At 45.5% G+C, this 26,212-nt stretch carries 15 protein-coding genes; 2 read left to right on the forward strand and 13 right to left on the reverse strand.

Going from position 1 to position 26,212, the window contains the following annotated elements; translation table 11 throughout:
* Positions 1 to 235 precede the first annotated feature (235 nt).
* Complete coding sequence (locus AAJP47_RS03610; RefSeq protein ID WP_346716523.1) at positions 236 to 1,378, forward strand: ABC transporter substrate-binding protein; 1,143 nt, start codon at positions 236 to 238, stop codon at positions 1,376 to 1,378.
* A gap of 82 nt (positions 1,379 to 1,460) precedes the next feature.
* On the opposite strand, the gene AAJP47_RS03615 is transcribed toward AAJP47_RS03610, so the two are convergent.
* The 11 genes from AAJP47_RS03615 to AAJP47_RS03665 form a co-directional block, all read right to left on the reverse strand.
* Positions 1,461 to 2,672, reverse strand: coding sequence for an FUSC family protein (locus AAJP47_RS03615; RefSeq protein WP_346716524.1), 1,212 nt, complete (start codon positions 2,670 to 2,672; stop codon positions 1,461 to 1,463).
* Positions 2,673 to 2,871: 199 nt separating this feature from the next.
* A complete protein-coding gene (locus tag AAJP47_RS03620) occupies positions 2,872 to 4,293 on the reverse strand; it encodes an FAD-dependent oxidoreductase (RefSeq protein ID WP_346716525.1) in 1,422 nt (473 codons plus the stop codon).
* A gap of 178 nt (positions 4,294 to 4,471) precedes the next feature.
* On the reverse strand, positions 4,472 to 8,935 hold the full coding sequence (gene gltB, locus AAJP47_RS03625) for a glutamate synthase large subunit (RefSeq protein WP_346716526.1): 4,464 nt from the start codon (positions 8,933 to 8,935) through the stop codon (positions 4,472 to 4,474).
* Between the two features lie 911 nt (positions 8,936 to 9,846).
* A complete protein-coding gene (locus tag AAJP47_RS03630) occupies positions 9,847 to 10,926 on the reverse strand; it encodes a cyclin family protein (protein ID WP_346716527.1) in 1,080 nt (359 codons plus the stop codon).
* A gap of 114 nt (positions 10,927 to 11,040) precedes the next feature.
* Positions 11,041 to 12,159: a 3-dehydroquinate synthase gene (gene aroB, locus AAJP47_RS03635; protein ID WP_346716528.1), complete on the reverse strand. Its 1,119-nt coding sequence runs from the start codon at positions 12,157 to 12,159 to the stop codon at positions 11,041 to 11,043.
* A gap of 75 nt (positions 12,160 to 12,234) precedes the next feature.
* Positions 12,235 to 12,795 (reverse strand): shikimate kinase AroK, encoded by a 561-nt coding sequence (gene aroK / locus AAJP47_RS03640; protein WP_346716529.1) that lies wholly within the window; start codon positions 12,793 to 12,795, stop codon positions 12,235 to 12,237.
* Between the two features lie 153 nt (positions 12,796 to 12,948).
* The gene (locus AAJP47_RS03645; RefSeq protein WP_346716530.1) at positions 12,949 to 15,333 is read right to left on the reverse strand and encodes a type IV pilus secretin PilQ; all 2,385 of its coding nucleotides are present in this window, start codon (positions 15,331 to 15,333) and stop codon (positions 12,949 to 12,951) included.
* 27 nt (positions 15,334 to 15,360) lie between these two features.
* Positions 15,361 to 15,894 carry a pilus assembly protein PilP gene (locus AAJP47_RS03650; RefSeq protein WP_346716531.1) on the reverse strand — a complete coding sequence of 178 codons (534 nt, stop codon included), beginning with the start codon at positions 15,892 to 15,894 and terminating at the stop codon, positions 15,361 to 15,363.
* The gene (locus tag AAJP47_RS03655; protein ID WP_346716532.1) at positions 15,894 to 16,631 is read right to left on the reverse strand and encodes a type IV pilus inner membrane component PilO; all 738 of its coding nucleotides are present in this window, start codon (positions 16,629 to 16,631) and stop codon (positions 15,894 to 15,896) included. Before AAJP47_RS03655 ends, AAJP47_RS03650 begins: the two co-directional genes overlap by 1 nt.
* Positions 16,628 to 17,281, reverse strand: coding sequence for a PilN domain-containing protein (locus AAJP47_RS03660; RefSeq protein WP_346716533.1), 654 nt, complete (start codon positions 17,279 to 17,281; stop codon positions 16,628 to 16,630). The genes AAJP47_RS03655 and AAJP47_RS03660 overlap by 4 nt, the downstream gene beginning before the upstream one ends.
* The gene (locus tag AAJP47_RS03665; RefSeq protein ID WP_346716534.1) at positions 17,281 to 18,336 is read right to left on the reverse strand and encodes a pilus assembly protein PilM; all 1,056 of its coding nucleotides are present in this window, start codon (positions 18,334 to 18,336) and stop codon (positions 17,281 to 17,283) included. The genes AAJP47_RS03660 and AAJP47_RS03665 overlap by 1 nt, the downstream gene beginning before the upstream one ends.
* A gap of 193 nt (positions 18,337 to 18,529) precedes the next feature.
* On the opposite strand from AAJP47_RS03665, the gene AAJP47_RS03670 reads away from it, so the two are divergent.
* The gene (locus tag AAJP47_RS03670) at positions 18,530 to 21,172 is read left to right on the forward strand and encodes a penicillin-binding protein 1A (protein ID WP_346716535.1); all 2,643 of its coding nucleotides are present in this window, start codon (positions 18,530 to 18,532) and stop codon (positions 21,170 to 21,172) included.
* Positions 21,173 to 21,275: 103 nt separating this feature from the next.
* Here the strand turns inward: AAJP47_RS03670 and AAJP47_RS03675 are convergent, their stop codons facing one another.
* Both AAJP47_RS03675 and rpoC read right to left on the reverse strand, forming a co-directional pair.
* A complete protein-coding gene (locus tag AAJP47_RS03675) occupies positions 21,276 to 21,797 on the reverse strand; it encodes a DUF6586 family protein (RefSeq protein WP_346716536.1) in 522 nt (173 codons plus the stop codon).
* Positions 21,798 to 21,988: 191 nt separating this feature from the next.
* Positions 21,989 to 26,206, reverse strand: a complete 4,218-nt coding sequence (rpoC, locus tag AAJP47_RS03680) for a DNA-directed RNA polymerase subunit beta' (RefSeq protein ID WP_346716537.1) — start codon at positions 26,204 to 26,206, stop codon at positions 21,989 to 21,991.
* Positions 26,207 to 26,212: the final 6 nt, after the last annotated feature.

The raw sequence follows: 26,212 nt of genomic DNA on the forward strand, positions 1-26,212 counted from the left end.
TTTGATTGTTAAATCTGCGCTTATCATAGCATGATTATATACAGCCCTTGTCCGGCTCATAATGGCAAGACTGGCAACCTTTATTAACGTTAGGATGCATTGTCTTGATAATTACCCTTTAAATTATACAAAGTGGTAACCATAATAGTTTTATTGGCTACATTAGGCCATTTAATATCTGGCTGTTTTTACTGATCTTTATTGACTTGTACCCTCTTTATTTAGGAGAGATATTTTGACCCATTTATCATCGTCATCGTCCCATCGACCCGCGAGTCCTGCCGCTTCTATTGGTCGTCTGCTGCCAAAGGCATTATTGGCCATGACTGTCGGCTTGGCGCTTGCTAGCTGTAGCAACTCCGACAACGCTACTGCTGAAGGCAGCGCCGCTACGAGCGATGTGACCCTTAATTTGTATAACTGGTCAGAATACATGCCTCAGGAGATTCTTGATGGCTTTGAGGAAGAGACGGGTATTAATGTCAATTACACCACGTTTGATTCTAACGAAGCCATGTACGCCAAGCTCAAGCTGCTTGATGACTCCAGCCAATATGACTTGGCGATCCCTTCAACTTATTATGTTGAAAAAATGGCCAAAGAAGGTCTTTTGCAAGAATTGGATAAATCAAAGCTGAGCAACTTTAAAAACCTTGATACCTCATTTACAAACACCAAAGTAGATCCTGAGAATAAATACTCTGTTCCTTATGTCTGGGGCAGTACTGGTTTGGCCATCAATGGCGACAGCGTCGATCCTGCTACGGTCAATAGCTGGAACGATTTATGGCGTCCTGAGTACAAAGGTCAGGTAATGCTAGCCAATGACGTACGTGAAGTATTCGGTATGACATTGTTGACGCTTGGCTATTCGGGGAATACGAGCAATCCTGATGAGATCAAAGCGGCTTACGATAAGCTGATTACCTTGATGCCAAACGTCAAAACCTTTAACTCTGATGCGATGCGTATGCCCTACATCGAAGGTGAAACGGCGCTCGGTATGAGCTGGAATGGCGAAGCAGTAATGGCAAACGATGACGGCCTGACCAGTTTGGTTTATAAATATCCAACTGAGGGTGCCATCTTATGGATGGACAATTTTGTCATACCAAAGAACGCAAAAAACGTCGATGCCGCGCACCAATTCATTGATTATCTCCTGCGTCCTGAAGTGGCCAAAATCGTTAGCGAAGAGATTGGCTATGCTTCTCCCAATATGGCAGCACGTGAACTGATGGATGACGAAGTGCGTAACAATGCCACGATTTATCCTAGCAAAGACGTGCTTGCCAAAGCAGAATTCCAAGAAGACGTGGGTGACGAAGCCTTGCAAGTGTACCAGCAGTATTGGGATAAGTTAAAAACGGGACGCTAGTCGCACGTTTTTTAGAGGTTATAATTAATAAAAAAAACGCTGACTCTTTAAGTCAGCGTTTTTGTTTTATAAATGCAAATATTTATAAGTGCAAATCTTTCTCACGCCCTTGCTGTTTGATTTTACGCTGCTCACGGCGCTGATAACCCAAACCCGATGCTGCAAACCAATGCGGCTTGGTGGTTTGCAGCAAGTCACTCAATTGTTGCAACTGGCTCTGTAAGGTCTGAGTTAACCAAAAGTATCCCTGCCACTCAAAAGCCAAATGCTGTACGCTTGGGTACTCCGACACTGCTATACGAGTAATGGGACGGAACATCTCATCGCTTGGACTGCGCAGTACCGCTGCCATATGCTGCATGGCTTGGGTCAGCTCATGCTGATAGTGAATCAGCAATGTGTGGTTTTCCTCATCAATATCGATGTTTGCCAAACGCGGCGCGGCACTCAATAATAAATCAATCGTGCCAATAATATTACGGTGCGTACGTTGAATGGTCTCCAACGTCTCTTTTTTAATACCCGACTCACTTGCCGTCGCCGCGATATGCGGACGTACAGCCAGCAACCGCTTATTTATCTGCTGTAGGGAGGTGACTAATTCCTTGTCAACAGGCACATCAGTGGCTAGAAGCACGACTGAATGCATTTGTCGGCTAGGATTTGCTACCCCGCTATCGGTAGCCTCAATATGATTGCCCACACCAGCATAAAGACTGCTGCAGGCTTCAAGGTTACTGCCTAGCAAAAAACGCCACATCAAGGTCGATTTTAGCGGCAAAATCAAGGTTACTGCCACTGCAACGCCTGTGCCTAGCAAAATATTGAGGGCGCGGTAGATTCCATCTGCGCCGATGCTATTTTCACCCAAGTCTGACACAATCATCAGCATCGTGATACCCGTCAGCAACCCCGTGTATCCAAGCTGCCTGATTGCCAAATAGCCAATGATCCCACTAAGCAGACCAATGAGCGCATAGTCCACCCACAGCCACGCGCCGACATTATGACTGAACCATAACACAGCAAGTGCGGCGCCAATACCCAATAACGTGCCCAGCACCCGCTCTTTCGCTTTGGTATAGATAGCGCCCTGATATTGCAACAAACCCAAAATGATAAAAACCGTAATGGTCGTCCACTCACCATGCGGTAGGTCAGTAAGCATATTGACTAATAGAGCAAGTATGACCGCCATGCCCAAACGTATGGCATGCAAAATGTCTGCATGTTGATAGCGGACATAAGGCTCAATAAACGGCGCGGTAAATCGTTGCCACAGAGGTAATTTCACGCAGGATCACTCTTTTTAATTGATGGTTGAAGTACAAAATAGGAATGACACGCTAAAAATGAACATGCTAGCAGCCACGCCTGCATTTACAAAGCACTTATCAAGTAATTAGCAAAAAAAACGCCTTTTGCCCATTAAAAGGCAAAAGACGTTTTAGAACCATGCTTAACAATGGAGGGATCAAGCCAGAAGCGTTTGATTATACTTCTAAGAAATCTAGGATACCTTCTGCCGCCTGACGACCTTCCCAAATCGCTGTGACGACTAGGTCAGAACCGCGTACCATATCACCGCCTGCAAAGATTTTAGGATTTTTAGTCTGAAACTTGTAAGGCTGCTCTTCAAGCGCTAATACCAGACCGTTAAGGCTCATCTCAACTTCATAACCTTCAAACCAATCAGCAGGGCTTGGTCTAAAACCAAACGCCATGATTACCGCATCACAAGCGATAATTTCTTCTGAATTAGGAATCGGTTCAGGGCGTCGACGACCACGGTTATCGGGCGCACCCAACTGAGTCGTGACCACTTTTACACCATTGACCTTGCCGTTTAAGCCGATGATCTCAGTGGGTTGGCGGTTGAATAAAAACTCAACGCCTTCCTCGCGAGCATTGACCACTTCACGGCGCGATCCTGGCATATTTTCTTCATCACGGCGATAAGCGCAAACCACTTTTTCAGCGCCTTGGCGGATACTAGTACGGTTACAATCCATCGCGGTATCACCGCCGCCTAATACCACCACCCTTTTGCCTTTAAAATCGATGTATTCTTCAGCATCTTTTTCCCAGTCGTTGCAACGATTCACATTGGCAATGAGGTAATCTAGCGCATCGTAAACGCCATCCAACTCTTCACCCGCAAAGCCGCCGCGCATATACGTATAGGTACCCATACCCATAAATACCGCATCATAATCGCTCAGTAGCTCATCGATAGTAATGTCAGTACCGACCTCTGTTTCAAGACGGAACTCGATGCCCATGCCTTCAAAGATGACACGGCGATTGCGCATGACGTCTTTTTCCATTTTAAATTCTGGAATACCAAAGGTCAGCAAGCCGCCGATTTCAGGACGTTTGTCAAAGACGACTGGCTTGACGCCATTTCTGACCAAAATATCTGCGCAGCCAAGACCAGCGGGCCCTGCACCGATAATGGCAACTTTTTTGTCTGTCCAAACCACATCCGACATATCCGGACGCCAACCAAGGGCAAAGGCGGTATCATTAATGTACTTTTCGACATTACCAATGGTCACCGCGCCAAAGCCGTCGTTTAAAGTACAGGCGCCTTCACATAAGCGGTCTTGAGGACAGACCCGTCCACAAACTTCAGGCAACGTATTGGTACGGTGACATAACTCTGCCGCTTGGAAAATTTGACCTTCGGCAGCCAGTTTGAGCCAATTGGGAATGTAGTTGTGTACTGGACATTTCCATTCACAGTATGGGTTACCGCACTCAAGACAACGATGCGACTGCTGAGCCACTGCCTCATTCTCAAACGGTCTATAAATTTCGACAAATTCCGTTGAGCGCGTTGCGATGTCTTTTTTCGTCGGATCAAGCCTTGGTACATCTAAGAACTGAAAACTATTTTCTAAGCGTTTTGCCATGGTAAAAATCTCTTTTATAGTGGGCGGTGACAGCTAACGACATTTAATTGATCGTCTATTTGAGCCGCATAAATCGTTACTGTCACTTGCCTGCCTAAAACTTGTGAGTAAAAACGTCTATAAAATCCTATGGTTGAATCATCTATCAAAGCTGTTAAAAATCAGCATGATCACTCAACTATTGCGGATCCGCCATCGTCGTTTTAAGAAGGCTCGCAATGTTCGCCGCTTTTGGCTTCACTAAGTAAAACTTACGAATGTAGTGTTCAAAATCAGCCAATATTGTCTGACCCCATGCACTACCTGTTTTATCAACATGCGTGCTAATCACTCGTTGCAAATAGATGCGATGCTCTTCTGTTTGCTCACTGGAAATACGGTTAAGATCAATCAGCTCATGGTTGCAGCGATCAAAGAAGTCGCCTTCCATATCGAGTACATAAGCGAAACCACCCGTCATACCTGCCCCAAAGTTGAGACCGGTACGGCCAAGAATGGTCACGATACCGCCCGTCATATATTCGCAGCAATGATCGCCTGTGCCTTCGATGACCGCGTGCGTACCTGAGTTACGAACCGCAAAGCGCTCGCCTGCCGTACCCGCTGCGTACAATTTACCACCAGTCGCACCATATAGACAGGTATTGCCAATAATGGCCGTCTCTTGCGCATTAAAGCTTGAGTCTTTCGGTGGATAAATGACGATCTCGCCGCCTGCCATGCCTTTACCAACATAGTCGTTGGCATCACCTTCGAGTTCAATGTTAAGACCGCCTGCATTCCAAACGCCGAGGCTCTGTCCTGCCGTCCCAGTCAGATGCAACTTGATAGGCATATCACTCATGCCAAGGTTGCCCCATAATTGAGCAATCTCGCCCGAAATACGCGCCCCGATAGAACGGTCACAGTTGCCAACATAATAGCTATAATCGCCGCCCGTTCCTTGACGGATACTCAATAACATATCACTGATCATTCGCTCAGCAAGCAGCCCTTTATCAAAAGGCTCGTTGCGCTCTACTTGACACGTTTGCGCTTTGCCAGCCGCGGCTGGATGACTAAACAATAATGGCGTTAAGTCTAGATGACGCTGCTTGTCCGTATTGCCCTCTAGCACGTCTAGCAAATCAGTACGTCCGACCAGCTCTTCCATCGTACGCACGCCTAGCACCGCTAGCCACTCACGCGTTTCGGTTGCCACGAACTTAAAGAAGTTGATCAACATCTCAGCTTCCCCAATGAAATGCTCATCGCGTAACATGGCTTTTTGTGTGGCAACACCCGTTGGGCAGTTATTCAAATGGCAAATACGTAGGTATTTACAACCAACCGCGATCATTGGTGTGGTACCAAAGCCGAAGCTTTCTGCGCCAAGAATCGCCGCTTTCACCACGTCAAGGCCAGTTTTTAAACCACCATCGGTTTGCACACGTACTTTATCACGCAGTCCATTGACACGCAGTGATTGATGAGTCTCGGCCAGACCCAGCTCCCACGGAGAGCCAGCGTGATGAATGGACGATAACGGAGACGCCGCTGTACCACCATCATAGCCTGAGATGGTAATCAAATCAGCGTAGGCTTTTGCCACCCCTGTTGCGATGGTACCGACACCAGGACGTGACACCAATTTAACAGAAACCAACGCATCCGGATTGACTTGTTTTAAATCAAAAATCAGCTGCGCCAAATCCTCGATAGAATAGATATCGTGATGCGGCGGCGGTGAAATCAAGGTTACACCCGGTACAGAATAACGCAGACGCGCAATCAGTGCATTGACCTTACCACCCGGTAGCTGACCGCCCTCACCCGGTTTGGCACCCTGAGCGACTTTGATTTGCATGACTTCTGCTGAGCGCAGATACGCAGGCGTTACCCCAAAGCGGCCTGACGCCACTTGTTTGATTTTTGAGTTACGCAAGGTGCCATAACGCGCAGGATCTTCCCCGCCTTCACCAGAGTTTGAACGTCCACCAATGGTGTTCATCGCCATAGCAATAGACTCATGGGCCTCAGGAGACAATGCACCCAATGACATGCCCGCCGAATCAAAGCGCGTCAAGATCTCAGAGATGTCTTCAACGTCATTGACATCAATGCTGTTATCCGTCTTTAGTTGCAGCAAATCACGCAATGTCGCCACTGGGCGGCTATTGACCAAATTGGCATACTGACGATAATTTTCATAATCGCCCGTTCGTACCGCCGTGTGTAGGCTGTTAATCACGTCTGGGTTAAAGGCATGATATTCTTTGTTAAAGACAAACTTGAGCAAGCCGCCTTGATCGATTGGCAAACGGCGCTTAAAGGCATTGGCTGCCAATTGCGCTTGATCAGCCGCCAAATCTTCAAATGTCGCGCCTTTAATACGACTTTGCACGCCTTTAAAGCATAAGCTGACCACCTCTTCTGAGAGCCCAACTGCTTCAAATAGCTGGGCACCGCGATAAGAAACAATGGTAGAGATACCCATTTTTGATAAGATTTTTAACAATCCTTTATCCAAGCCTTTGCGGAAATTCACTCGTGCTTGAATCGGATCACCCAGCAGCTCACCGGTTGCAACCAAGTCATCGATGACATCATACGCTAAGTACGGATAAATACAGGTTGCGCCAAAACCAATCAATACCGCCACTTGATGCGAGTCACGCGCAAGCCCCGTTTCAACAATCAAATTGGCATCGGTACGAATCCCTTGACCAATCAAATAATGATGAACAGCGCCTGTCACCATGATAGCGTTGGCGGGTACTTTATCCGCATCAATGGCTTTATCAGACAATACAATTAGGGTATTACCCGCACGAATGCTACTCGCTACTTGCTCGCAGATAGCGATAATCGCATCCGACAACGTGAGCGTACGGTCGTAGTTCAAATCGATACGAGCCATCTTGAATGACGGATCATCTAACGTTTCAAGCTGCTGCATCTTGCTGGCTGATAATACAGGCGACGATAAAATAATACGGTGCGCATCTCTCGCCGATGGCGCAAACACATTGGTTTCAGCCCCCAAGCAAGTTTGTAGCGACATCACAATAGATTCACGCAAGGGATCAATCGGTGGGTTGGTCACCTGAGCAAATTGCTGACGGAAGAAGTCGCCGACATGACGAATTTGCTGAGACAATACGGCCATTGGCGTATCATCACCCATCGAACCAACTGGCTCTTGACCATTCTCGGCATTGGGACGAATGATTTCTGTCCGTTCTTCATTGGTGATGTGATACATCTTTTGCAACGCTTTTAGCTGATCATCGCGGCAAGACTGCGCTGCAAGTGACTCCTCTAAGCGCTCATCATCACGAATACGGGTGGCTTGTTCACGTAACCATTTACGATACGGATGGGCTTTTTTGAGTAAGGTCGCAATCGCTTTAGTGTCTAAAATCTGACCCGTCAAGGTATCAATAACCAGCATTTGACCTGGGCCAACGCGGCCTTTTGCCAACACATCTTTTGGTGAGTAATCCCATACCCCAACCTCAGAGGCCACGGTGATATAGCCATTTTTGGTGGTGACCCAACGCGACGGACGCAGACCGTTTCGGTCAAGCATACATACCGCATAACGACCATCTTGGATGACCAAACCAGCTGGACCGTCCCACGCTTCCATATGCTGCGAATAAAACTCATAAAATGCGCGCAGGTCCATATCCATACTATCGACATTCTGCCACGCTGGTGGTACTAGGATTGACATGGCATGGAACAGATTCATACCGCCTGACATCAGCACTTCAAGCATGTTGTCTAAGCTTGAAGAGTCAGAACCAGTACTGTTCACCAAAGGTGTCAATTCATTCAAATTAGGCAATTTTTCTGATTTTAATTTTGGCGTACGGGCTTCAGACCAATTGCGGTTACCTGTAATGGTATTCAGCTCGCCATTGTGGGCAAGGTAGCGGAACGGCTGCGCCAATGGCCAACGCGGTAACGTATTGGTTGAAAAACGTTGGTGGAAAACAACGATATGCGATGCGAGACGATTATCCTGTAAGTCTAAAAAGAACGCAGGCAAGTCCGATGGCATCACCAAACCTTTATAAATAATCGTCTGACAACTCAATGAGCAAACATAAAACAGCTCATCATCCGCCAAACGCTGTTCTGCCTTTTTGCGAGCAACAAATAGTTTACGGTTAAAATCGTCGGCTGCTAAATCATCGGGGGCATTAACAAATACTTGCTTAAAATCTGGTAAGGTCTCACGGCCAATATCACCAACAATACTTAAATCAAGCGGTACATTACGCCATCCAGCGACCTCTAATCCTTGTGCCGTAATTTCATCACTGAGTACTTGCTCGCTGTGCTTGGCTTTCGCTTCATCTAGATTGACGAATACCATACCCACAGCAAAGTTCTCAGTAATGGCCAACTGCTCTTCTGCGGCAATCTTTTGAAAGAACTTGGTCGGCATCGCTAGTAATAGACCACAACCATCACCAGTTCGACCATCAGCAGCAACACCACCACGGTGAGTCATACAACTTAAGCTATGAATAGCGGTTTTTACCAAATCGTGGCTGGCTTCGCCCTCAATATGAGCAATCAAACCAAAACCACAGTTGTCTGAAAAGTCATCTGGCGTGGCCAAGTGGGTTTGCGAGGAAATCATTGACATAGCTGGTCCTTTTGAGTAGACGGATCGCCTAGTATCCAATGCGGAATATAAGCTGATACCCGTAAGCAGAACGGGCTGTTAATTAATATTCGAACAACCGAATTAATGGATGGTGTGACACTCGTAGACATCATGCGTTGAGAGTCAAATGAAATTTTTGAAGCTCTCAGTTATCAGATGATGCTTTAACAGATCAGTCGTTTATGGACAGAAAAGTAGCTGGCAACCCTTATCCGTGGGAAGACACACGATTCTATCTATTCATTCGTTGATAACGTACTGTCGTATCTTGAATATCGCTTGTCATCGTGTCATACATAGCGCTTAATGCTGATTAGCGAGGCGGTGAATAACAGTGCATTTGATTGGTTTTGAATATCAGACGCTCTGTATTCAAGCGCTTTATTCACTCTAAAAAGAGTAATAATAAGAGAGGTTGTGTCACTTGCCATGGCTTCAATTTGAATAACAAGTGGCCGCGCTTGAGACAACAAATTTCAGTCACCCATCTTATCAGTAAGAAAAGTTGACTAAATGATTGTTAAATAAATAATTTTACGTTAACTATACAGAACGTCGCCCACACTTATATTAGTTAATGATGGACAAAAAATCTAGTCTTTTCTATAGATTCATTCGCCATATTTTGTATGAACATATATTACTATTAGTTATAGGACAAATAAAAACTTTAATAAGAATTTAATATAAAGTAAGCGTTAATGGTCTTAATGAAAACCTGTTTTTGTGACTGACTGTTTTTAGCTATCTTGACCAAGAAACAATAATACGCTTACCACCAGTCAATAAACAGAGATAGAACGCCTAAAAAAACCCACCAAATATTGCTATTGGTGGGTTTTTAGATTTTAACGAGCGCAAAGGTATTGAGTCTTGACCGTCCTTGATCTTTAATTACTTTTATCTTCTATCAAGGCTTTGATGCTATCGTTATTGTTTTTCGGTGCAGCATTGGCATTCCTACCAGTCGTATTTGAGTTGGTGCTACTTGGCGGTTTAGGCGCTGGCACGACAGGCGGTTTTCTGGTGCTGGTATCGGCCTCAGAAGTCGCCGGTTTTTTGCTGTCTTGAGCCGCAGGCTTGTTTGTACTATCTGTGCTTCTAGACGTCGTTGTAGAAGATTGCTCTTCGGAACCAACGATGCGCTCTTCGCTCACTGAGAGCGTGGCAGAGGTATCCGCTGATTGACGAATACTTTCACCATTACCACTAAGCGCTTCTTGATTGCCACGATTGGTATTATTGTTTGCTGCTTGATCATTATCACTGTTACTGGTTTCTTGTGCTTGCTGACGAACAGGAACTTCGCGTCTGGTTGGTTTTAAATTCACCGAACGTGTGCGTTTGGCGCTGAGATCTTTGACTGGATCTGGGCGCTCGTAGTTGTCAATAATACCGACATAACGATTCATCTCTTCTGGCAACACACGCACATTGTTGGGCAGTTTAAAATCGATCAGTTTTGCCGCACCGACTGCTTCTTGCGGGCTGCTCATGACGCCGTATGTCAGCATATAGCGCACTTGTTTTTCATCATCTAAGTAACGGAAATAAGCAAACTTATCACGATCCTCGCGGCCTTGTAGATAGCTGACAATCACATCGTTTTCAGCGACATTCATAACTTGTACTGTCCACTTGCCTTTGTTGGCCAGCAAATAACGCTTGTCTTTAAATTCGTCAGGATAGTTACGCAAGTCACGAACCGTCGTGTCGAAACTGATCGGTTGCACGTCAGTATCAAGCTCATGCAACGACTCAATTTTCAAAGGCTGCTCAAGCTCGGTACTTAAGGTTTGCGGGGCAGATATTGGCGCATTTTCGATTTTGGCACCCATTGCTGGCGTCTGACTAAGCATCCAAATCAATGCAGTAACCACGCCTAACAGCAGGGTCACTATGAGCCAAATCAGTGCCTGCCGGCGATAAGATTGACTGGTGGTATGAGGCGTTGGTCTTGAGGCGACCATGAGAATATCCTTGGTAAAAATACATTTAACCGCACAAGACAGATGCGTATTCAGCTGAGATAAGGTCAACTAGGACATATGGAGTACTTATGTCCAGTGCACCTTTATAACTTTTTAGACTGTGAGAGGCGGTGCACTGTGTTGCGACAAAACGTCAGACAGAAGCTTGGTATCAAACTCATTGGTCAATACCGCCTCGCCTAGTGATTTTAACAAAATAAGACGGATTTGTCCGTTTTTCACTTTTTTATCATGCCCCATCAAGTTTAGCGCAGTTTGCACCTCAATAGGCGGCGGTGTGGTGGGCAAATTGGCTAAAGTCAAAATACGTTTAACACGGGCAACTTCTTCCTGATTTAACCAACCAAGTTTGTGTGACAGCTCAGCCGCTTGTACCATGCCAGCCGCCACGGCCTCGCCATGTAACCAATTGCCATAGCCTTGGTGCGTTTCAATCACATGGCCAAAGGTATGACCAAAATTCAGTAACGCGCGCACACCTGACTCTCGCTCATCTTGTGCCACGACATCCGCTTTATATTGACAACAGCGCTTCACCGCTTCGCCCAGTATGGCCAAATCCAATGCCATCATGGCAGGCAGATTCTCTTCAAGCCACGTCAAAAACTCTTCATCCATAATCAAGGCGTATTTAATCACTTCAGCCAGCCCCGCCGATAGCTCGCGCGCCGGTAGTGTGTTAAGCGTGCTCATATCAGCCAATACCATCTGCGGCTGCCAAAATGCACCAATCATATTTTTGCCCTGCGCATGGTTGATACCCGTCTTACCGCCAACGCTTGAATCAACTTGCGACAGTAGCGTGGTTGGAATCTGGATAAAATCCACCCCGCGCATAAAGCTTGCGGCAGCAAAACCCGTCATATCACCAACCACTCCGCCGCCAAGCGCGATGAGGGTCACATCACGATTAAAATGCTCAGCCATCAGGACATCATAAATTTGATTGATACTGTCTTGGTTCTTATATTGCTCGCCATCTGGCAGTACACAAACCTTAACGGTAAACGTCGCGCTCAGCTCTTCTTCTAAAGCGTTTAGATATAAAGGTGCAACGGTATCGTTGGTGACGATCAATACTTGGCGACCCTTAATATAGGGAGCGACTTGCTTCGCCATGCTGCTATTTTCTATCACCGTCTTTTCAGTAATGATAATCGGGTAATCATGACTGTGCGTATGAACCGTTAAGCCATCCTGAAACAGTGACATTAGACACTCCCTAACTATTTTTTGAGATAAAAGCTGCGTACTTTACACAACACTATCGTTAATTATTTTGTATGGTTACTCTTTTTTAGGTTCTGGTTCTTCAGAAATAGAGGTATTAAACGCACCAAGCTGCTGCAAAAGCTGGTTGACCATATGACGAGGGTAGGTATGACCGGTAGGCATGACGATATGGGCAACTTGACGATATAGTGGATCGCGCGTGTTGTATAAGTCTTGCAAGATTTTTCTGGGATTCGGCTGTTGTAATAAAGGACGTGACTTATCTTTGGCCGTACGCGCCATTTGTACATCGACAGGTGCATTGAGATAAACCACAATACCGCGTTGCCTTAAAAAGGCACGATTTTCAGCACACAGCACTGCGCCGCCGCCCGTTGCTAAGACAATGTGGGACTTTTGGGTTAACTCATCAATGGCTCGCGTTTCACGTTCCCGAAAGCCGACTTCGCCTTCTTTGGCGAATATCCAAGCAATATCAGCGCCTGTTTGAGATTCAATATACCAATCACTGTCCACAAAGGGGCGCCCTAACTGCTTAGCAAGCAATTTACCGATTGTGGTCTTCCCTGCTCCCATCGGTCCCACTAAAAACACCGACGGTAATTCCTCCATCATAGTACTTACTCAGCTAAATTAGCTATGATACAACGTCATTGATATTCTGGCTAGTAAGGAGTAATGATTATTGTTCGCCCTACTCAACATTCATGCAAAAAAAAGCAAGCTTCAACGCTTGCTTTTTTTAATCAAAAATCAATCAACAGTGAATTAATCCAAACGGCTGATACCATCATTAATGAGTTTTGGTGTCACAAATATCAACAGCTCTTCCTTATTGTTATTGCGTACATCTCTACGGAATGCGCGGCCAACATAAGGCAAGTCTCCTAAGAAGGGTACTTTACTCACCTCATTGTTGGTACGGTTTCTAAAGATGCCACCCAGCACGACGGTTTGACCATCTTCTACAGTCACGTTGGTTGATATAGAGTCTTCATTGATAGCCACGATACCATTGGTAAATACGGGCGTACCGTTAGTGATAAGCAATTGCAAACCAATCTTACCATCAGGCGTAATGTTTGGGGTGGCCTCTAGACTTAGTGCCGCTTCTCTAAAGCTGGTTGTGGTGGCGCCACTAGCCGAAGCTTCTTGATAAGGAATCTGGGTACCAGAAGAGACTTTCGCTGTTTGCTTATCAGCCGTCAACACTTTCGGGGTAGAGATGACCTCACCGCGGTTGTCTGCTTGCAATGCTGACAATTCAAGATCAAGCATCACATCAGACAGGCTCAGTAGGCCAAAGGCAATACTACCCGCTGGGTTAGCAACGCCTAAATCCACGTTTAAGTTATCAGGACGGCTGATATCATACGAAGGATAAGAAACCGTTTGACCATTCACTGTGGTCGTCTCCACATCAAAATCTTTCAAATCCCATAAAGTTTGGTCGCTACCGCCTACCAATAAGCTACGGTTGTTGGCGGCACCATTCGATAAAATACCCCAACGAACGCCAATCTCTTTACTAAAGCTGTCAGTGGCACTCACGATACGCGCTTCAATCATAACTTGGCGCACAGGAATGTCAATCTTACCAATCAACGTACGAATATTTTCAATGCTATTGGCTACATCTTTAACGATTAAGGTATTGGTACGCTCATCAACCGTTACCGTTCCGCGATCGGACAACAAGGTATTATTGTCATTCGCACGGTTTGCGATACCGCTTGTGCCGCCTACACCAATATTACCAGATGCGCCGCTTCCTTGACCTTGGGAGATCAGAGTCAATACGTCTTGGGCTTTTGCGTAGCTTAAACGAATGTATTCAGTACGTAGAGGCGCAAAAGATTGAACGGCTTGCTGTGCTTCCAGCTCACGTGCTTCTTGCTCAGCAAGCTCTGTTGCTGGGGCTACTAAAATCACATTGCCATTTTCACGTTTGCCTAGGTTTTTACTTTTTAAAATAATATCAAGCGCTTGATCCCAAGGAACATTGATCAGACGAAGGGTGATATTACCAGTAATTGAATCATTGGCGACAATATTCATCTCTGTAAACTGCGCTAAGATATCTAACACACTGCGAATCTCAACGTCTTGAAATTCCATAGACAGAGGCTCGCCGCTATACACCCTTTCTTCAAGGGTTGGCTCACGCAGCAGCTCAGGCTTATTGATGCTGATATTTAGCTGGTTACCTGATTGGTATGCTTGATACTCATAATCTTCTGTCATGTTGATGGTAATCACACCATTTTGACCTTGGTTTTTGGTGTCAATGCTCTCAACAAGACCGCTATTAATATTTAAGCGGCGTAATAGATTTCTAGGAACGGTGCTTCCGGTTAAACGCACCACCAGCTGATTGCCTTGACGTTGTACATCAACTGGAATGGCTTCATTGGCAAGTACCATGCTGACACTACCGCCACCATCATTACCTGCCGCAAAATTGACCGAACTCAAACCGTCATAACTGTACTGTTTGCTCACTTGGGTAGAAGCAAGTTGTGGGTTTAGTAATGGATTGACTCTTACTACCATCGTATCAGCTGGCACCTCATTTTTTACCACTGCCGTGTTGGTTGTACGGACAGCCGCAACAGGAACGCTTTTGGTTTCTACAATCGGCGTAACAACGGCTGTGGTCGTCACAGCATTATTGTCATTCAGCACGTCCTGAATAGGGTCATTGGTAACATTGGTCATAACAGGACGGTTAGGATCGGTGATGGTTAGCAATAAATCGTTACCATCAATCACCGTTGTATAGTTACCAGATTGCTTAAGACCAACAATCAGACGCGTGGTGCTGTCGCTACTTAACGTAGTGACATCATTGACCATACCAATATTGTATTCGTTAAAGCGACTTGCCAGCCCATTTTGTACTTGTTCAAAATCCAGTACCAAACGGCTCGGATCATCAAGCTGGTAAGCGGCAGGTAATACGGGTACGCCTGCAAAACCCAAACGCATTTGCGTTACCGCGGGCGCCGTCTGTACCACAGAGACATTGTTAATACGCTGTGCAGCATGGGCACTGTTGCTCACTGCTACCATGCTGATTGCCAATGCTGAAATAGCAAAAGCAGAAGACATGCGGTTGCTCATCATCATTACCTTGTTATTGCGTACTGTCATTATTTATTCCTCAAAAAATCTGCCGACTTAACTTATAGGGGAAACCAGCGACTGGGGTTTTTCAACAAACCCGGCGCGGCTGTCTGGCACAATTTCAATCAAATTAATCTGAGTCGGCGTGATTTCAACAATACGGCCGTCATTCAATCCAAGATAATCACCTACTTTGACACTAGCGACTGAGCCATCAGGGCGTTGTACCAACGCATACTGTTGACCTTCAGGTGAAATTACGACACCACGAAAGATCAGCTGGGATAGCTCATATTGCTCAAGCGGTCCTTTTACTCTTGTAATATCAGGACGTACACCATCAATAGAGGTGGTAGGACCTGACACATTGACCAAGCTTGGTGGTAAAAATGGACTACGCTGGGCGCTAGCACTATAAACAAAGTCTTCCACTAGCTCAGCTTTGGGCGGTGGCTCAATAGGCTGCGCTGGCTGATTACGTATATCAGCCATTGCTTGCTCAGCCATACCAATACGGTCCGTACAACCTGTCATGGATAAAATCACGCTGCTTAAGATCAGTAGCAAAGGCATTTTTTGCATGCTCATTAATTGCCTCCTGCAGTATCAGTAGCCGTAGGAGCTGCATCAGTGGCAGCCGCTTCTTCGCCTTCAGGATCCGCTTCTTTTGAACGATAGGTTTTGGTTTGCAATACTAAAGTAAGCTCCGGCAAAACATCTAAAGACGGCTGAGGATTACTGACTTCAAAATCATGCATTGTAATGATTCGCGGTAAAGCGGCAAGACCGCTGATAAAGCTGCCAAACTGATGATATTCACCTAAAGCGGCAATGCGAATAGGCTGTTCAATAAAGAATTCGTTCTCAATTTCAGGCTCTACTGAAATGTCTTGGAAACGTATATTACTACCAACGCCTGTCATATTTATCCCTTCTACCAGCTCTGATACACGCGTATCCTTTGGCAGCTGATCGAGTAACGTATTAAACTCCGTCTCCATTTGGATAACTTGTGCTTGATACGTTTTTAGATGACGCGCACGTGATTCTTTTTCACGGTAACTATCAAGCAACGTTTTTTGCTGACTTTCAGCGGCATTGATTGCATCAATTTTGCTACTAATTGGTAACGCCCACGCTAATGCAGCGATAAAAAGGATAATCAACGCAATAACCGTTACCTTTACAGGTACCGGCCAGCTGCCATAATTTTCAGAATCCAACGATTCAAAACTGCGACGAAACTCTTTTAAGTCGAATTGCTTTTTGGGTTTCAAATCCGTTTTTTTGGTTTTAACTAGGCTTTTTTTGCGGACAAACTTCATAACGCACCTCCAGGCCCAGCAACAGCATCAGCTGGTGTTTCAGACTCTGATTGTACTTGAGTCGTTACGACAAACTGAACGTAGCTGTCTTCAGGATAAACGGGACGCGGTTGTTCACCAGTAGTGGTGGGGCTACTAAGCACTGGCGCGGCTTCATAAGCATTAATGTTCTGTTGAATAGTACTCACCGCTGAATTGTCCATCCATTTACTACTATCAAGATTGCGAATCAAGCTTGACACGACGTTTGGATTATCAGCAAGACCCGTCAGCGTCAGCGTATCACCTTCACGTTTTAGATTGGTCAAATAAAGGGCGGGCGGCGTCGCCTTAGCCAGATCATCCCATAAGCGTACTGGTACAGGACGACGACCCTGCAGATCCTGAATAACCTGCATACGTGAGATAATATCTTCTCGGCGCTGCTCCAAGCTATCAATTTCAGTCAAAGCGGTATCTAGGCGGGCATTTTCTTGTTCAATCAAGGCATTTGCGTCAAGCTGATCATCAAGCTCACGGTTAAAATAGCTCCACGAGGCAAAGGCGGCCAATAATGTCAGTAACGTGATCGCAACCACTAACGTTATGAACTCTTTGTTACGACGTTCACGCTCTTCTTGTCGCCAAGGTAGAAGGTTAATACGAGCCATTAGTCGAAGCTCCTTAACGCAAGACCGCACGCGGCCATTAAACTTGGTGCATCAATGGCCAATTGCTCATTATCAATATTTGCAGCAATGGTCATATTGGTAAATGGATTGGCAATACTGACGCTCACACCCAGTCTTTGCTGCGCCATACCCGCAAGACCGACGATAGAGCTACTACCACCGGCAAGAACGATATGATCGATATTACTGTATTGGCTTGAGGAGAAGTAGAATTGTAATGAGCGAGTGATTTGTTGGATCGTATTTTCGATAAAAGGCGTCAATACCTCAGTATAGTAGTCATCGGGTAAATTGTACTCACGCTTACTGATAGCTGCTTCTTCAGATGACAGTCCATAACGATTCTGTATGGCCTCCGTCAACTGAATACCACCAAATAATTGCTCACGGCTATAGATAAACTCACCATCTTTTGCGATGTATAAGGTCGTTTGATTATGACCAATATCCACCAGTGCTACTAATTCTGGAAGGTTAGGCAAGCTATTAACCATCAGTCCAAAAGCGCGCTCAATCGCATGGGACTCTATATCCATGACCTTTGTTTGCAAGCCGCCAAACGTTAAGGCATCAACTCGTTGATCGACGTTTTCGGAGCGAGAGGCGGCAAGTAGGACTTGCACCATATCATCACTTATCAAGGAAGGTCCCAAAACCTCAAAATCTAAATTGACATCTTCTAATGGATAAGGTACATATTGATCGGCATCTAAGCGTATTTGAGCCTCACGCTCAACGTCACTTAACGCCAAATCCATATCAATAATCTTGGTAATCACAGCCGATCCTGACACGGCGGTGGCAGCATTACTACCAGCAACCTGGCAACGCCTAGCAAGAGATGCAATAATATTGCCAACTGCTTCAGTATCTACCAGAAGTTTATCGACGACTACCCCTTCTGGCAGTCTCTCAATACCATAAGACTTTAAGTGAAAGGTACCCTGTTGGCGGTGTATGTCAACCAGCTTTACTGAGGTGGCACAAATATCCACGCCAATCAGATGTCGACTTTTGGAAGTAAATAGCCTCACAAACTCTATACCTTATATTAAGTGTAAACTCTGATAGTTATTTGTAATAATTGTACACAATACTTTACTTGATAGACAGATTCAAGCGTTTAAATAGGCTATTAAGGTCAACTTACACATTTAATGTGACCTCCCTATTTTGTTCAAGGTATAATACCTCGCCTGTTACAAATTTTAATTAATAAGACTTCTTATGACCAAAAAAACTGCTGCTGCTCGTCTCATTCATTTTTTGGTGGGAGTTTTTATTGCCTGCTTAGCGTTAGCGGTTATTTTAGCCCTTGCTGTGCCTATCGGTTTTTATGGTATGGCAATGTATTTGTCACCCACTTTGCCAAGCACTCAAGAGATTAAAAAGGCAAATCTTGAGATGCCGCTACAGATTTATAGTAGTGATGACAAGTTGATCGGGCAATATGGCAATCGTTTGTCACTACCGGTCACGTTTGACGATATTCCAGAAGACCTAATACATGCGTTTTTAGCGGCAGAAGATGCCTCTTTTTTCCAGCATAGTGGTATTAGTATCAAAGGGCTTGGGCGCGCGGTTACTGAAGTGGTTACTGATGATGAAGGACAGACAGGTGGCTCTACCATCACCATGCAGGTGGCAAAAAATTATTTTCTGAGTCCTGAGCGTACGCTGAATCGCAAATTAACAGAGCTTTTTGTAGCGCGTAAGATGGAAGATGAGCTGAGCAAAAACGAGATTTTAACCCTTTATGTGAATAAAATCTACTTGGGTGAAGGAGCTTATGGTATCAGAGCTGCCGCCAAAAAATACTATAGTAAATCACTTGAAAACCTAACCGTCGCCGAGATGGCAATGTTGGCGGGTCTGCCAAAAGCCCCTTCTAAATACAACCCTGTTGCCAATCCCAGTCGCGCACTGACTCGCCGCAACTGGATCATTGGGCGCATGCACGAGCTGGGATATATCAGTAAAGCACAGCGTGATGAAGCGATCGATTCACCAGTAGGCATCAAACTGTATAAAGAAAAACTTGACGTCAATATGCCCTACCTAGCAGAAATGACTCGCGGCGCTTTGGTTGAGCGCTATGGCGAGCAAGTCATGCATAGCGGTTGGCGCGTACGCCTTACCGTTGATAGCGAAGCGCAGACAGATGCAGAAGCGGCCATACTGACAGGATTGGTTGCTTATGAGCATCGTCATGGCTGGCGCGGTGCTGAAGCCAATGATGAGCCTTTAGAAAAATTCAGACGTTATAGCAATATGTCACCTGCCAAAGTCACCAAGGTAAATGCCAAAAGTTTTGAGGCAACCATAGCGTCTGGCGAAAATGTGACCGTCAACTGGTCTGGTATGAGCTGGGCACGCAAGTACATTTCTGCCGATCGTGTCGGTTACCTTCCTAATAACGCCAGCCAAATTGTTAAGAAAAACGACATCGTTCGTTTAATACCAACGGCAAATGGCAAATGGCAGTTAGGACAAATACCTGAGGTACAAGGTAGTTTGGTCTCGTTAAACCCAGAAACGGGCGCTGTTAATGCATTGGTCGGTGGATTCGATTTTAATTATAGTAAGTTCAACCGCGCCTTACATGGCTGGCGCCAACCAGGGTCAACCATTAAACCTCTTATCTATACCGCGGCTTTAGAAAAAGGCTACCGTCCAGACAGTATCGTTTCAGATAGACCGATTCAAGTGGGCGATTGGCAACCTAAAAACTCTGATGAACGTTTTTTAGGGGACATTACTTTGCGCCGCGGTCTTTATTTGTCGCGTAACTTGGTTTCTATTCGCTTGTTACAGTCCATCGGTATCTCTGATGTACGTAACTTGTTGGGGGAATTTAGTCTTGATAAAGAGAAGCTGCCAACGACATTATCATTAGCCCTAGGCGCAGGTCAGGCTACCCCTTTACAGATGGCAACGGCTTATTCGACCTTTGCCAATGGCGGTCATCGTATACAACCTTACTTTATTGAGCAAATCTACAACTATAAAAATGAGCTACTATTTCAAGCCAATCCTCTTAGAGCTTGCGCGTTATGTTTTAACGAACAACTTGAGGAGCTCAACAAACAATCGATTGAAGATTATAATCAATTGAATGAAAATAATACGCTTGATGAGGCAGCTGGCAATAAAGAACCAGATACAACGAATAGTGAAGAGCCTGCAAAAAATACTAGTACGATAGATTTAGACGTTTATGATGCAAGCCCACAGTCAGATCGACTAAAAGCGCCAGCCGTACAATATGTGACGGCAAAACAAGCGCCGCGCATCTTGAAACCGAGAGTGGCGTTTGAAATGGCAGATATCTTGCGCGATGTGGTTCAGCGAGGTACAGCCGTACGAGCCAAGGCTTTAGGTCGCGATGATATCGGCGGTAAAACAGGCACAACCAATGAAGCAAAAGATGCATGGTTTGCAGGATTTCATCCTACCAATGCCACCGTAGTATGGCTAGGTTTTGATCAGCCGACTACGATGGGACGCCATGAGTACGGCGGCGTAGCAGCCCTCCCCGTCTGGATGGACTTTATGAAAGCGCAGCTTGAAGACACGCCGCGGCAATGGGTTTCTATCGATAACCGCTCTAAGTCTAAAAAACAAAAGCAGAGAATTATAGAAATGACAGATGACGGTATCATTAGTGATGACGAAGATATAAACGACAACGCCGTTGAAAAACCGGTTAAAACTCAAACCCAACAACGAAGAGCGCCCGCCACCACAGCTACAGAAGAGACGCGTAATGCAGCAGTGGCGAGAAGCAATAATAGTCGGAGTAATGACAGCGTTCCGCAAAACCCTCTATCAGTGACTCCAGTTGAAGACATGCCGCCGATGCCTGAGTAAATAAAAGCCTTGGGTATGATGATATTGCAATGCACACTATTAAATAAGGCCTGTTTAGCGATCGCTAGACAGGCCTTATTTTTAACTATAGCACCTACAAAATCTAAAACTCAACCATACCAGCGCGTAACTGCTCGATCAATTCTAACAATTGTTGCCGCCATTCGCGTATGGTCGCCTCATCTGGTAGCCATTGATTTGACAGCGTGACGACATTCACAATCAGATCCACTGAGGGTGCGATGGCTGGATTTTGCTCTACCACAGTGTCAGGTGGTACAGCGTACAAACAACGCTGATAAGCTCGCTCTACATCAGCGAGAAAGCCTTGTTGACGCAGTTGTTGCAAGCGCTGAATCTCAGGAGATACCTGCGTACGTTCCTGCAACGCTTGTTCAATATCGGCCAAAGTGGGCGTGGTCATGTTCAGACTATAAAAGTGACTTAGCTCTTGTATAAACGCCAAAAAAGCGCCGTACAAATGAAAAATGGCTGTCTCACAATGGGCTTGATACAGCTGCTTATCATTGATACTACCTGCGGCTTGACAGGACAGACGACAGAAATACAGTTTTTGATTGGTACGATCGGCTTGATATTTTGCGACGCGAGTTTTACCGGCCATTGGTTACTTATCCTTATATTGATAATACGCACTGCTCATTTGCATCATTTTAACTGGTCATGTTGGCTAGTCAGTGTACTATTAACTAAGCCTTTTTTGCTAGAAAATCATGCCCTAGCGGTTTTCACAAAACATAAAAAAGCCTGCAATTGATTGCAGGCTTTTTTGGTACTTATACCAACTGATTAAGATTAGTTGTCTTGATTCAGCTCTTGAGCAAAGGCTTCATCAAAGCTAGCAAAATCTTTGCTGTCTGTGCTCGCCGTCATATCGAAGGCGGCATTCAGATCTTTATCTTGCAGTTTCTGATCCGCTTTTTCTTTACGTGTCTTATGATAAGCAAGACCCGTACCAGCAGGAATCAAGCGACCAACAACCACGTTCTCTTTCAGACCACGTAGCTCATCCACTTTACCAGTGACGGCAGCAGCCGTTAGTACACGAGTCGTTTCCTGGAACGAAGCGGCTGAGATAAAGCTTTCGGTTGCCAAGCTTGCTTTGGTAATACCAAGCAATTGACGCTCATACTGTACTGGGAATTTATCTTCCGCTTCCAGTTTTGCGTTCAGTGCTTTGACATCAGCATACTCGACCTGATCACCTTTGAAGTGACTTGAATCGCCGCCATCGGTAATCTCAACTTTACGCAGCATCTGACGAATAATAACTTCGATGTGCTTGTCGTTGATTTTTACGCCCTGCAAGCGATAAACGTCTTGCACTTCGTTAACGATATAATCAGCAAGTGCCGTCTGACCTTTTAGACGTAAGATATCATGCGGGTTTTGTGGACCATCCGCAATAATCTCACCACGTGCTACTGTCTCGTTCTCAAAGACGTTAATTTGACGCCATTTCGGGATCAGCTCTTCATGAACCTCACCATCTTCATTGGTAATAATGAAGCGGTTTTTACCTTTGGTCTCTTTACCAAAGCTTACCACACCAGTCATTTCTGCCATGATCGCGTGATCTTTTGGACGACGTGCTTCGAACAAGTCAGCAACACGTGGTAGACCACCGGTAATATCTTTGGTTCCTGAAGACGCTTGTGGTACACGGCCTAGAATCGAACCTGCTGCTACCTTTTCACCATCGCTGACGCGAATGATAGTTTCAGCGGGTAAGAAGTAAACCACTTCTTTACCTTCGTCCGTATTCAAGATAATCGCAGGACGCAGGTCTTTGGCTGAGCTTGAACGATCACGCGTGGCTAGAATCTCAAATGAGCTCATACCAGTCGCATCATCAACCTTCACAGTCGCCGTTGAACCATCAACGATATCACTAAAGCGTGCTGTACCAGCAAATTCTGTGATGATAGGATGCGTGTGCGGATCCCATTTAGCGATGGTCTGACCGCCTTCAACCTGCTCTTCGTCTTTCACAAGAACGCTTGAACCATACGGTACTTTATAGCGCTCACGCTCACGACCAAGCTCATCGGTCAAGGCGATTTCTGCTGAACGCGATACGATAACTAAGTGACCGTCTGTATGTTGAACCGTCTTCATGTTCTCAAAATGCGCTTGGCCAGCATTACGGACAGAGATGCTGTTGTCCACAGACGCTGAGCTTGCAGCCCCGCCCACGTGGAACGTACGCATGGTTAACTGAGTACCAGGCTCACCGATAGACTGAGCTGCCATTACACCGACTGACTCACCAATGTTCACTTTATGTCCGCGAGCAAGGTCACGACCATAACACTGTGAACAAACGCCATGCTCAACATCACAAGTAATAACTGAACGTACCCAGATATCATCGATTGCGTTGTTATCAAGGACGTTAACCCAATACTCATCGATCAAGGTACCCGCTGGAATCAATACTTTTTCAGCATCATCGTTATAAGTGACATCACGTGCAGTCACACGACCAAGTACTAGCTCACCTAGCTTCTCAATGATTTCGCCACCTTGAATGTGCGGCTTCATGAGTAGGCCTTCTTCAGTACCACAATCATCACTGGTGATAACCAAATCTTGTGCCACATCGACCAAACGACGCGTCAGATAACCTGAGTTAGCGGTTTTCAATGCTGTATCAGCTAGACCTTTACGTGCACCGTGAGTTGAGATGAAGTACTGTAGTACGGTCAAGCCTTCACGGAAGTTGGCTTTAATCGGCGTTTCAATGATTGAACCATCCGGTTTTGCCATCAAACCACGCATACCTGCCAACTGACGAATCTGGGCAGCACTACCACGAGCACCAGAGTCCGACATGATAAAGATAGAGTTGAATGATTTCTGTTCGTCTTCTTCACCTTGTGCATTGATAACTTTATCTGTTGCCAAGTTGTCCATCATCGCTTTTGCGACTTTGTCATTGGTACGCGACCAGATATCGACTACTTTGTTATAGCGCTCACCAGCCGTCACAAACCCTTGCTCGAACTGATCTTCGATCTCGCGAACTTCGCCTTCTGCCACTTCGATGATTTGCTTTTTCAGTGGTGGAATGACCATGTCGTCGATACCGATAGACACACCAGATAGTGTTGCTTGTGCAAAACCAAGATACATCAATTGGTCAGCAAACATAACACTTTCTTTCACGCCGACTTTACGGTAGCAAGAGTTAATCAAACGAGAGATATTCTTCTTCGTCATCTCTTGGTTACACTCATCAAACGACATACCTTTAGGCATGATGTTCCAGATAAGTAAACGACCAGCAACCGTTTCCTTCATGCTGACTTCTTTGGTTTGGTTACCTTCTTCATCAACATGCGTCTCTGTAACACGCACTTTGATCTTAGCGTTCACATGCAAATCGTTTGAACCAATCGCACGCAATGCTTCATTGACGGTGGCAAAAATCATGCCCTCGCCTTTGGCATTGATTGATGAGCGGCTGATGTAATACAAGCCCAATACCACATCCTGAGAAGGTACGATGATTGGATCACCGTTCGCAGGAGACAGGATATTGTTGGTCGACATCATTAGCGCACGTGATTCAAGCTGTGCTTCTAGTGTTAATGGCACGTGAACGGCCATTTGGTCACCATCAAAGTCGGCGTTGAACGCAGTACAAACCAGCGGATGCAACTGGATGGCTTTACCTTCGATCAATACTGGCTCAAATGCTTGCAAGCCCAAACGGTGAAGCGTTGGCGCACGGTTAAGTAGTACTGGATGCTCACGGATAACCATGGCCAGCATATCCCACACTTGTGGCTCTTCGCGCTCTACCATCTTTTTGGCAGCTTTAATCGTTGTCGCTAAACCATGAGACAATAGCTTGTTATAAGTAAATGGCTTGAATAACTCAAGTGCCATTTTCTTCGGTAGACCACACTGATGTAGACGTAGTGTTGGACCAACAACGATAACCGAACGACCAGAATAGTCAACACGCTTACCAAGTAAGTTTTGACGGAAACGACCTTGTTTACCTTTGATCATATCAGCCAAAGATTTCAATGGACGCTTATTACTACCAGTAATCGCACGACCGCGACGACCGTTATCGAGCAAGGCATCAACTGATTCTTGCAACATACGTTTTTCGTTACGTACGATGATATCAGGTGCACTTAGCTCAAGCAGACGCTTTAGACGGTTATTACGGTTGATCACGCGGCGATACAAGTCATTCAAATCTGACGTCGCAAAACGGCCACCTTCTAGTGGTACTAGCGGACGCAAATCTGGTGGTAGTACTGGTAAGATATTCATTACCATCCACTCAGGCTTATTATTAGAATCACGGAATGCTTCTAACAATTTAAGACGCTTAGACATCTTTTTAAGCTTGGTTTCAGAACCAGTTTGTGGAATCGCTTCACGCAGCTCATCAATTTCGAGATCCATGTCGATATCTTTCAACAAGTCTTGAACCGCTTCAGCACCCATCTTGGCAGTGAATTCATCGCCAAATTCTTCTAGGGCTTTGTAGTAGTCTTCATCATCAAGCAATTGGTACTTCTCTAAAGAAGTTAAACCAGGCTCAGTAACGATGTAACTTTCAAAATACAATACGCGTTCAATGTCACGTAGCGTCATGTCTAGCAATAGACCGATGCGGCTTGGTAATGATTTTAAAAACCAAATGTGTGCAACTGGGCTAGCTAGGTCAATGTGACCCATACGGTCACGACGGACTTTAGCGGTGGTAACTTCAACACCACATTTTTCACAGATCACGCCTTGGAACTTACGGCGCTTGTATTTGCCACAGAGACATTCAAAGTCTTTTACTGGGCCAAAGATTTTGGCACAAAACAGACCATCACGCTCAGGCTTAAAGGTACGATAGTTAATGGTTTCAGGCTTTTTTACTTCGCCATGTGACCATGATTTAATCACGTCAGGTGAGGCTAAAGTAATTTGAATGCTATCAAACTCTAGATTACCGTTGCCGGCAGGGCTTTGCATGATATCGAGTAAATCTTTCAAGTTGCT

Origin of the sequence: Psychrobacter halotolerans, assembly GCF_039680845.1 — a bacterium.
GTDB lineage: Bacteria > Pseudomonadota > Gammaproteobacteria > Pseudomonadales > Moraxellaceae > Psychrobacter.